A 9,825-nucleotide genomic window follows, 5' to 3' on the forward strand; every position below is an offset into this window, starting at 1 on the left:
ACTTTGCAGCAACGACAGCTGGAGTAGTACCTGCATGAGTTCTAGGTTTGCGATAGCCACGCTGTGATTTGAGACCATTCGCCTTCATGAGCCGATGTACCCGATTGATCCCGCAACTTTCGCCAACATCTTTCAAATCACAGTGAATCTTGCGATAACCATAGACTCCGCCAGATTCCAACCAGAACTGTTTAATCAGTCCTGAAAGCTGTTGCCGTTTCTTGGCAGTTTTACTGGTGGGTTGCTTTAACCATGCGTAATAACCACTGTGATGAACATCTAAAGTTGAACATAAACGACGAACAGGCCATATATGCTGGTTGTCCTGAATAAAGGCGTACCTCATTTGGACTGGCTTGCGAAGTACACCGCGGCCTTTTTTAAGATGTCTCTTTCTTCTGTAACCCTTTGCAGCTCTTTTTTCAACTTTGCTAACTCTGAACTTGGGTCATTAAACTCTGTTGTCCTGGGTTGCTGTGGATCATAACGTTTAATCCAGGCATACAGACTATGGGTGGTGGTCCCTAAACGTGCAGCAACTTCAGCTACACTATGACCTTTCTCAGTAACTTGCTTTACTGCTTCAATTTTGAATTCTTCAGGGTATATTTGGGTTCTTTCATCGGAACACTACAATTTATACCAGAATGACAACCTCGATAACTAAGAGCATGATCACCAATAAACTGACGCTTGCAGTTTTTGCATTGATAGTTTTGCTTGCCATATAGTTTGAGGCCATTTTTCTTTACACCGTCACTTAGACAGGTTGGACATTTGATTTCTAGTGTTATTTGCATCTCACTATCTTATCAAAAGCCAACCTGTTTTTTTCAGCATACTTTTTGAAACACCACCGAAGATGATTAGGTAGTTATCTTGCTGAACACCGTTAGAAAACGAGCTGATAGCATAGTTTATGACGAAGCGAAAAAGTGAATTAAAGACTAAAATGGGAGGTATAAGCTCGCATTTTTGCATTCATATAATCACCACTATCTTGAATGTAGCTAAATTCCTTAATACGACAGAACCAAACTATACAAGCAGATGAACCAGAAAAGGACCTACCAAAACCATAAAAATACCAGCAAGTACCATTGTTAAGCTGGCAATCACCCCTTCTTCTTTATCACGACTATAGGCTTTAGTCGTTCCAAATCCATGTGCTGCGTTGCCCAAAGATGCACCCATGACAAAATGAGATTTTAACGGTAAGGCGGCTAGCACAATATCACCAATGATCATACCTATAACACCAGTAATCATGGTAAACAAAATAACCAGTTCGACAGAGCCACCTATATGACTGCTCAACTCCATTGCAAAAGGTGTAGAAATGGAACGCGCCATTAAGCTATAGGTCGTTGACTGATCAAAATTAAACAGCTTAGCCAAATAAAATGAACTGATCATTCCTGCTAGCATCCCTATCACCACGCCCATACTGATAGAAAGTAGATGTGTTTTGATTATTTCACGGTATTCATAAATTGGAATGGCAAAGGCGACTGTTGCAGGGCCTAACATCCAGACAATCCATTGGTTATCTTGCATATACGTATCATAGGATATATTCAAAGATAAGATTAAAATAATCAGAAGGATAGGGGGTAGTATCGCTGGTGATAAAATCAGATAAGGATATTTTTGATGGATTTTTTTTACGACAGTATAAAAAAGTAAAGTTGAAATCAGACAAACAATGGCGATTAAAGTCATGATTATTTTCCATCCTGATCTATATTACGCAGAGATTGGGAGCGATTATTCTTGATTTTATTTTCAAACTGAAAGCCAAGATGTACACTATATGCTGTAACCACCATGACACAAATGGTGCCCAGAATAACAGCAAATATTAATTGCCAGCCTTCTGTTAAAAAAAGATGTTTATATTTAATTAGTCCAACAAAACAGGGAATAAAGAATAAAACCAATTCACCCAAAATAAAATCGGAGCCACTCTTGATCCATTCAAGTTTAAAAAATCCAGTCAATAAACCTGTTAAAACAATAAAAAGCCCGATCACTGCACCAGATACTGGAAGTTTAAATAAGGATTGAAGTATGCTGCCAATCCACCAGAAAGCAAGTAATAAACTGATTTGCAAAATGATTTTACTGATATATTTGAATCGGGTCGGATGTTCGATTTGTACAGGCATTAATATCACAGCTTGATTTTGAAGATAAGGTAATTTTATATGCTGTACATATGTGAAATAATGAATAATTTTATAAATATTATTCTATATTGGAATAATTTATGGATCTAAAATCACTTAAAATTTTTGTTGAAACTGTTAATAGCCAGAGTTTTAGTTTAGCTGCAGTACGCTTGTTTATGACGCAACCGACTTTAAGCAAGATCATTAAAAGCTTAGAAGAAGAGTTGGGAACAGCACTATTTAAAAAAGGTGAAGCAGGAAGAAAACGTGAAGTCGTACTGACTTATACAGGCGAACTGATTTATCAGCATGCATTAAACATACTGTCAGAACATGAAAAAATATATAACACGATTGAGCAAGTTAAGTTACTTAAAAAGGGTAAACTGACTTTAGGTTTACCACCATTAGGTTCTGTCTTATTTAGTTCACTTATTGCCTTATTTCATAAGCAACATCCGGATATACAGCTTAGTTTTTTAGAGGTAGGCTCAAATAGTATTGAGGAAGCAATTGCAGATAAACGTATTGATGTTGGTATTTTACTTGGTAATTTTCGACCGACTTTTGCGTCAATCCCAGTTGTTGATTCAGCTATGTGCTTACTATCCATAAAAGATTCACAGTGGAGAAATAGGAAAACTGTAAATTTGATCGAATTAAAAGAAGAATCCTTTCTATTATTTTCTGATACCTTTACTTTGAATAGTATGATTATTAAAGCAGCAAATACAGTAGGTTTTGAACCTAAAGTTGTCTGTAAAAGCAGTCAATGGGACTTTATTGCAAAAATGGTTGAATCAAATATGGGAATCGCATTACTTCCTCAAATATATTGCCAGCAATTAGATCAGGAAAAATTCAACACTGCCGTATTGGAAAATCCAGGTTTAAATTGGACTTTAAGTATGGCCTGGAATACGACTATAGCAATGAGTCCTGCAACTAGAGCATGGCTAAATATTGTAAAAGATCATAAACAGAAAATTCACTTTTAGTTCAATGCTTTTACAACCAGTTTTTGATTGTCGTTACAATCAGTTTTGGCTGTTTAATTCATCGGTTCTATCGCATTAAGGAATTTAGGTCCATTTAACTTATGTTTACCTAAAATCTAGTTTATAAATTATTTTTACAATATATTTATTAATTTCAATATTTTGAAGAAAAATAATAGAAATTTATAAAAATTAGTTCATGAACTTATAGGATTTTTAAGAGCATTTATATGAATGAGTAGGTACTGTGAAAAAAGAGAACTAGATGACGTTTAGATAAAATTTTTCAATCAGATAATCTTATTGTTGTTATTTCTAGTCACATAGTCTATTTTTATTATATGAATTATTCTTCCTCACCCAAAAGACCACGTGGTCGACCAACCAAACACGGTTGTAACTATGCAGACACTAAAGAAGTTTTAATCCACCGAGGTATCGAGTTACTGACCGAACGTGGAATGAATGCTATGAGCTTGGACGATCTCATGAAATCAGTCCAAGTACCTAAAGGGTCTTTCTACCATTATTTTGTAAATAAAGAGGCTTTTATTTTAGAAGTCTTAGATGCTTATGAACTTTATTTTGTAAAGCGATTAAATAAGTTTTTAAGTCAAACTGATCTTTCCCCACTAGAAAAGCTGCAAAATTTTGTAAAAGATGCGGGTGAAAAAATGCAAAAATATGATTTTAAACGAGGTTGTATTTTAGGTAACTTAGGACAAGAAGTGTCGTATTTGCCACAAGGAATCATTGCCCGAATCGAAAGTATCTTTAAGGTATGGGAGAAATTAGTTTCTGATTGCCTACATCAGTCAAATTCACAATATAGCCTAGCTGATTGCGATGAAGCTGCTTATCAGTTTTGGATTGGGTGGGAAGGTGCAGTTCTAAGAGCACGTTTGGTCAAATCAACAAGTCCCTTAGATGCATTTTATCGCTTGTTTACTTTAGCTGTAAAACAACAAAATCACATAAAAAGTTAATTAAAAAATAAATGCAGATGTCTGTATTTATTTTTTAATTAATTCTAGACAAGCAGTCTAATTAAATAGAGAGGAAGTTCTATGTACAAAGGTATTGTAATTACTAAAGATGAAGCTGGTTACACATCACAAATTACTGAGATTGCATCAAAGCCTTTACAAGAAGGAGAGGTTAGAGTCGAAGTCAAATATTCAACACTCAATTATAAAGATGCTTTAGCCATTACTGGGCGTTCACCAGTGGTGCGTAGTTTTCCTTTGACCCCAGGCATCGATTTTTCGGGTGTTGTGATTGAATCAAAACATCCAGCATGGAAAGAAAGAGATGAAGTTCTACTGAATGGTTGGGGAGTGGGTGAAAAGTATTTTGGAGGACTAGCCGAGCAAGTCACTGTTTCTGGTGATTGGCTCATACAAAAACCTTCTGCTTTTTCTTTTAAAGATACGATGGTTATTGGTACAGCAGGTTATACCGCAATGTTGTGTGTCATGGCTTTACAAAAACATGGTATTAAACCAAGTGATGGAAAAATTCTAGTGACAGGTGCAAATGGTGGAGTAGGAAGTATTGCCATTATTATTTTGAATCATCTTGGTTATGAGATTACAGCTTCAACTGGTCGACCTCAAGAGTCAGAATATTTAACCTATCTAGGTGCGAGTGAAATTATTGATCGTATTAAATTATCTTCCCCAGGAAAGCCATTAAACAAAGAAGTTTGGGCTGGCGTGATTGATACTGTTGGTAGCCATACTTTAGCGAATGCATGTGCTAGTACAAAATATCGTGGTGCAGTTGCTGCGTGTGGTTTGGCAGGCGGAATGGATTTTCCAGCAACAGTTGCTCCATTTATTCTAAGAGGGATTACCTTATATGGAATTGATAGCGTGATGGCACCAATCGAATTAAGAAAAGAAGCATGGGAACGTTTGGCTACAGAATTAGATCAAACAAAATTAGAAACAGTAACGACTGAAATTCAGTTAACAGATGCTTTAAATATTTCAAATGAAATTTTAGATGGAAAAATTCGAGGTAGAGTTGTTGTACAGATATAGTTCAACAAAATGAGTTGTGGGACTGTTCTAAATTTTGTGTAAGTACTTAATTTTCATTTATCCTACTGAGGATAATAAAAAGAGGTACTTCACATGGATGAAGCTACAATCAAAAGTATGGCAGCTGAATTAGCTAAAGGTTTAAAAACTCCTGAAGATTTAAACCAAATGACAGCCATATTTAAAGGTATTAGTTTAGCAATGAATTGTTTTACGATTCAGTTCGATGATCGATTAAAAGATCATTTATAAAAAATGGGACTTACACAAAATAATTTACAGGCTCGTAGAAACATGAAAATACATTCTTTTGGTGAACACAATAACATTACTTTATCTAATAATTGTATTGAAGTTCGAGGTGCACGTGAGCATAACCTTAAGGATGTAGATGTTTCTATCCCAAGAAATGCACTTGTTGTTTTCTCAGGTGTATCGGGTTCAGGAAAATCATCACTTGCTTTTGGAACTATTTTTGCTGAAGCACAAAGAAGATATTTCGAATCTGTTGCACCTTATGCAAGACGCTTAATAGATCAGGCCGGAGTACCAGATGTTGATGCTATTGATGGTCTACCACCAGCAGTAGCATTGCAACAACAACGTGGTGCAAGTAATACCCGTTCTTCTGTTGGAAGTGTAACAACTTTATCAAGTCTCGTGCGAATGATTTATTCACGTGCTGGTGCATATCCTGCCGATCAGCCAATGTTATATGCCGAGGACTTTTCACCGAACACTCCTCAAGGTGCTTGTCCTACCTGTCATGGTTTAGGTCACATTTATGAAGTTACAGAATCGACAATGGTTCCTGACCCAACACTCAGTATTCGTGAGAGAGCTATCGCATCATGGCCACCTGCTTGGCACGGGCAAAACTTACGCGATATCCTAGTAACCCTAGGGTATGATGTTGATCGACCATGGAAAGATTTACCGCAATCGGATAGAGACTGGATTTTATTTACTGAAGAAACCCCAACAGTTCCTGTCTATGCTGGTTTAAGCCCCGCTGAGACTCAATCTGCACTTAAACGTAAACTAGAACCCAGCTATATGGGCACTTTCACTGGTGCTCGTCGCTATGTCCTTCATACTTTTGCTAATACCCAAAGTACGTTGATGAAAAAACGTGTTTCACGTTTTATGGAAGGAAAAATATGCCCTTCCTGTCATGGTAAACGCCTTAAACCAGAAGCCTTATCTATTACCTTTGCTGGAGTAGATATTGGTGAGTTTATGCAACTTTCTTTGGATAAGTTAACTTGCCTGCTTGAGCCCATTGTTCTTGGCAATTTCGACGCTCATGATGCTGGAGAAAAGACTAATAATAAAGTAACCCAACTTGATAGATCTGAACGAGCAACAACAGGTAGAGCAGTGCATTCTGTATCTCCAGATGTAAGACGTACGTCAGCACTTTCAGATGAAAAGAAAATTGCTGCCCAGCGTTTAGCAAATGGTGTGGTGGGGCGTTTAAATCAATTACGCCAGTTAGGTCTTGGTTATCTAACATTAGATAGAGCCACACCGACTCTTTCAGCGGGAGAGTTACAACGTTTGCGTTTAGCAACACAATTAAGTTCTATGCTATTTGGTGTAGTTTATGTACTGGATGAACCGTCTGCTGGATTACATCCTTCAGATAGTCAGTCATTATATGATTCTCTCGATAAATTAAGAGACGCTGGAAACTCCGTATTTGTTGTAGAGCATGATTTAGAGCTCATGCGTCGTGCTCAATGGTTAGTGGATGTTGGACCAGATGCAGGAGAGCAAGGTGGTAATATTTTATATAGTGGAGTACCTCAGGGTTTAAGTGAGATTTCAGCTTCACGTACTGCAAGTTATTTATTTAATAAAATCCCAGTTACTCAAAGTTATGGACGTACACCCTCTGGTTGGCTTGAACTTAACAATATTTACCGACATAACCTGCATAATATTGATGCTCGTATACCTCTTGGTGTACTTACAGCAGTTACAGGTATTTCAGGTTCAGGTAAATCTAGTCTCGTTTCTCAAGCTTTACCCGAGTTAGTACTTTCATATTTAGGTAATGAGTCTGAAACTGAAAACAATAATGAAAATAATCCTTTAAATGAAGGAATGTTGGTTAACGAGGTTACACAGGGTTCTCTGGCTGGTGATGTGGAGGCTATACAGCGTCTGGTACAGGTTGATCAAAAACCAATTGGCCGTACTCCACGTTCTAATCTGGCAACTTATACGGGTTTATTTGATCATGTTAGAAAGTTATTTGCTGGGACTCCTGAAGCTCGCCAAGCTCATTATGATGCTGGACGTTTTTCGTTTAATGTGGCTAAAGGGCGATGTGAAACTTGTGAAGGTGAAGGCTTTGTCAGTGTAGAGTTATTGTTTATGCCAAGTGTATATGCCCCTTGTCCGACATGTCATGGTGCTCGATATAATGATGACACTCTGAAAATTCGCTGGAATGGACGTAATATTGCTGAAGTATTAGGAATGACCGTCAATGAAGCACGTGATTTTTTTGATGGAGAGGTCTCGATTGCTCGTTCACTACAATTATTAAAGGAAATTGGCCTTGGTTATTTACGTTTAGGGCAACCAGCGACTGAACTATCTGGTGGAGAAGCGCAACGTATTAAATTGGCGACCGAGCTGCAACGCAATCAGCGTGGAAATACACTGTATATACTTGATGAGCCAACTACAGGTTTGCATCCATCAGATGTAGATCGATTGTTAGTTCAATTGCAGCGATTAGTCGATGCGGGTAATACCGTGGTTATGATTGAGCATGATATGCGTGCCGTTGCACAAGCAGATTGGGTGATTGATGTGGGACCAGGTGCTGGAAATGCTGGTGGGAATATTGTTGTGGCAGGAACACCAAAACAAATAACAGAAAATCAAGATAGCCGTACTGCTCCATATTTAGTTAATGAGTTAGTGAGTCGTGATACTAAACGTTGATATTACGAGTGGGTAGAATAAATCCTTAAATTAAAAGCCTGTAAAATCAATCAGATATTTTTTGTTTTAGGTGGTGTGTGAGCATGAAATCTAAAAGTTTTTTTCAACTAAGGGCTTTGTTGCACAAACGGTAATCCTCCCATAAATAACTGAAGTTAAAAGTAGAGGTTAAGCAGCCATTAGAGGTGGCCTTCCTTTGTTTGCTTGGTGTGGTCTTTCATGGTTGTAATGCCACAGCCAGTTTGTTGCATAATCTTGTACTTCATCCAAAGTATCAAATAAATGTTTGCTCAGCCAACTATAACGTATAGTCCGATTATAGCGTTCAATATACGCATTCTGCTGTGGTTTACCTGGTTGAATATATTCAATACGAATACCTTGTTCAGTTGCCCAGCGTACAAATTCGTGACTGATAAACTCCGGGCCATTGTCACACCGAATAACTAACGGTTTTTCTCGCCATTCCAATAACTGATTCAATGTGTGAATAACCCTGATCGTGGGTAATGAGAATTCTGCTTCAATAGTTAAACCTTCTCGACGGTAATCATCAATCACATTCAACAATCGGAACTTACGACTATCGATCAGCTGGTCATGCATAAAATCCAGTGACCAGACCTGATTTTCCCGGATCGGCTCTTTCAGTGGTTCTGGTGCATGCCGTTTTAGTCTTCTTCTCGGTTTAATGCGCAGATTCAGTGCTGACTCACAGTAAATCCGATAAACACGTTTATGATTCCAAACATGGTTTTCAACATGACGTAGATAAGAGAAACACAGACCAAAACCCCAATCTGTATTTTCTTCAGTGAGCTCAATGAGCTGTTCTGCAATTAATGTATTGTCATCGTTTAACTTGGATTGATAACGGTAGCAGGTTTCACTGATACTAAATGCTCGGCAAGCCAAACGAATGCTAATCGCATAGTGGGCAACTGCCTGTTGTGGCATCTTACGTCGGCAAGATGGCCTCACCACTTTTTTGCCATCGCTTCCTGAATGATCTCTGCCTTTAAGCGTTCCTCAGCATACATCTTTTTAAGTCTGGTATTTTCTGCTTCCAGTTCTTTGAGTTTTGCCATTAATGATGTATCCATACCGCCATATTTGGCACGCCATTTATAGAAGGTCGCATTACTCATACCGTGTTCACGACAAAGGGCGACTACAGGTGTGCCAGACTCCGCCTGTTTCAAAATGGACATGATCTGACTGTCAGTAAATTTAGATGTTTTCATGCAGAATCTCCTGCCTATACTTTAAGAGAAAATTCTACTTTTAGGTCCTATTGTTTTTAGGAGGGATTACTGGGTACAAACATGGACATGATGAATCCAGATCAAACAAAAGAATAATTTGATTTTCGTTTGAAACTTTCTTTTCCAAATGAAGTGTTTTTAAAGCAAACATAGTAAAGTTTATGAAGTATTCTTGAGGTCAACATATTATATTTTACAAATGAAATTGAAATTATTTAAGTTATTGAATTTTCGTTTAATAAAATAAGATATGAAGTTATTATCAGGTATAAGTCATTTAACATAATCAATATTATACGAAATCAGTGTGTTAGAACCCATTTAAAGTGTCTATATTCTCACCAATAAAAATGTCTGGTTTATGATGGTTTTTATCACCATGGAC

The 9,825-nt window shown here is 37.4% G+C and carries 8 protein-coding genes and 3 pseudogenes; 5 read left to right on the plus strand and 6 right to left on the minus strand.

Annotated elements, in window-relative coordinates; translation table 11 throughout:
- Window positions 1-28: 28 nt before the first annotated feature.
- The 4 genes and pseudogenes from MTX11_RS12985 to MTX11_RS13005 form a co-directional block, all read right to left on the minus strand.
- Window positions 29-609: pseudogene (locus MTX11_RS12985) on the minus strand (IS3 family transposase); the annotation flags it as partial.
- Window positions 610-638: 29 nt separating this feature from the next.
- Window positions 639-800: pseudogene (locus tag MTX11_RS12990) on the minus strand (IS1/IS1595 family N-terminal zinc-binding domain-containing protein); the annotation flags it as partial.
- A gap of 238 nt (window positions 801-1,038) precedes the next feature.
- Window positions 1,039-1,722, minus strand: a complete 684-nt coding sequence (locus tag MTX11_RS13000; RefSeq protein ID WP_076755144.1) for an LrgB family protein — start codon at window positions 1,720-1,722, stop codon at window positions 1,039-1,041.
- 2 nt (window positions 1,723-1,724) lie between these two features.
- On the minus strand, window positions 1,725-2,168 hold the full coding sequence (locus MTX11_RS13005; RefSeq protein WP_034706843.1) for a CidA/LrgA family protein: 444 nt from the start codon (window positions 2,166-2,168) through the stop codon (window positions 1,725-1,727).
- 101 nt (window positions 2,169-2,269) lie between these two features.
- Between MTX11_RS13005 and MTX11_RS13010 the strand changes: the two genes are divergently transcribed.
- The 5 genes from MTX11_RS13010 to MTX11_RS13030 all read left to right on the plus strand — a co-directional run bounded on the left by MTX11_RS13010 (window position 2,270) and on the right by MTX11_RS13030 (window position 8,175).
- Window positions 2,270-3,169 carry a LysR family transcriptional regulator gene (locus MTX11_RS13010; protein WP_004779974.1) on the plus strand — a complete coding sequence of 300 codons (900 nt, stop codon included), beginning with the start codon at window positions 2,270-2,272 and terminating at the stop codon, window positions 3,167-3,169.
- 341 nt (window positions 3,170-3,510) lie between these two features.
- Complete coding sequence (locus tag MTX11_RS13015; protein ID WP_076755140.1) at window positions 3,511-4,155, plus strand: TetR/AcrR family transcriptional regulator; 645 nt, start codon at window positions 3,511-3,513, stop codon at window positions 4,153-4,155.
- An 81-nt stretch (window positions 4,156-4,236) separates the two neighbouring features.
- Complete coding sequence (gene acuI, locus MTX11_RS13020; protein WP_243475291.1) at window positions 4,237-5,214, plus strand: acrylyl-CoA reductase (NADPH); 978 nt, start codon at window positions 4,237-4,239, stop codon at window positions 5,212-5,214.
- Between the two features lie 93 nt (window positions 5,215-5,307).
- The gene (locus tag MTX11_RS13025; protein ID WP_155768697.1) at window positions 5,308-5,466 is read left to right on the plus strand and encodes a hypothetical protein; all 159 of its coding nucleotides are present in this window, start codon (window positions 5,308-5,310) and stop codon (window positions 5,464-5,466) included.
- Between the two features lie 42 nt (window positions 5,467-5,508).
- Window positions 5,509-8,175, plus strand: a complete 2,667-nt coding sequence (locus MTX11_RS13030; RefSeq protein ID WP_086044950.1) for an excinuclease ABC subunit UvrA — start codon at window positions 5,509-5,511, stop codon at window positions 8,173-8,175.
- Window positions 8,176-8,343: 168 nt separating this feature from the next.
- On the opposite strand, the gene MTX11_RS13035 is transcribed toward MTX11_RS13030, so the two are convergent.
- Both MTX11_RS13035 and MTX11_RS16635 read right to left on the minus strand, forming a co-directional pair.
- A protein-coding gene (locus tag MTX11_RS13035; protein ID WP_243475292.1) for an IS3 family transposase occupies window positions 8,344-9,419 on the minus strand; the annotation gives its coding sequence in 2 pieces (ribosomal slippage) (window positions 8,344-9,167 and window positions 9,167-9,419; 1,077 coding nt in all).
- A gap of 64 nt (window positions 9,420-9,483) precedes the next feature.
- A pseudogene (locus MTX11_RS16635) lies at window positions 9,484-9,591 on the minus strand (site-specific integrase); the annotation flags it as partial.
- Window positions 9,592-9,825: the final 234 nt, after the last annotated feature.

This window comes from Acinetobacter lwoffii (genome assembly GCF_022809915.1).
GTDB classification, from domain to species: Bacteria; Pseudomonadota; Gammaproteobacteria; order Pseudomonadales; family Moraxellaceae; genus Acinetobacter; species Acinetobacter lwoffii_M.

Bases quoted from the DNA above. Each gene is read 5' to 3' on its own strand.
- acuI (WP_243475291.1), top strand. From the start codon at position 4,237: ATGTACAAAGGTATTGTAATTACTAAAGATGAAGCTGGTTACACATCA.
- MTX11_RS13010 (WP_004779974.1), top strand. From the start codon at position 2,270: ATGGATCTAAAATCACTTAAAATTTTTGTTGAAACTGTTAATAGCCAG.
- MTX11_RS13030 (WP_086044950.1), top strand. From the start codon at position 5,509: ATGAAAATACATTCTTTTGGTGAACACAATAACATTACTTTATCTAAT.
- MTX11_RS13015 (WP_076755140.1), top strand. From the start codon at position 3,511: ATGAATTATTCTTCCTCACCCAAAAGACCACGTGGTCGACCAACCAAA.
- MTX11_RS13000 (WP_076755144.1), bottom strand. From the start codon at position 1,722: ATGACTTTAATCGCCATTGTTTGTCTGATTTCAACTTTACTTTTTTAT.
- MTX11_RS13025 (WP_155768697.1), top strand. From the start codon at position 5,308: ATGGATGAAGCTACAATCAAAAGTATGGCAGCTGAATTAGCTAAAGGT.
- MTX11_RS13005 (WP_034706843.1), bottom strand. From the start codon at position 2,168: ATGCCTGTACAAATCGAACATCCGACCCGATTCAAATATATCAGTAAA.